General features: G+C 72.8%; 1 pseudogene. It reads left to right on the top strand.

What is annotated here, in order from left to right:
* Nucleotides 1-228: pseudogene (locus tag KVS71_RS19800) on the top strand (haloacid dehalogenase-like hydrolase); the annotation flags it as partial.

The raw sequence follows: 228 nt of genomic DNA, 5'->3' as shown, positions 1-228 counted from the left end.
CAGGCGAACTACGGCATCCCCCCCGAGCGCGAGATCGGCACGGCGCCCGGACTCGCCAACGACGAGAAGGAAGCCAGCGTCCGCTACTCCTCCGCCCTCGCCTACTTCGACGACGGGCCGGAGAAGCCGGTGCGGATCTGGAGTCGGATCGGCCGGCGCCCGCTCGTGGCGGCCGGCCACTCGGACGGCGACATGCCGTTGGTCGTCTTCGCGCACGGGGGCCCTGCG

This window comes from Microbacterium sp. GbtcB4 (assembly GCF_019091465.1).
GTDB lineage: Bacteria > Actinomycetota > Actinomycetes > Actinomycetales > Microbacteriaceae > Microbacterium > Microbacterium paraoxydans.
This window is presented reverse-complemented; position numbering and strand designations above follow the sequence as displayed.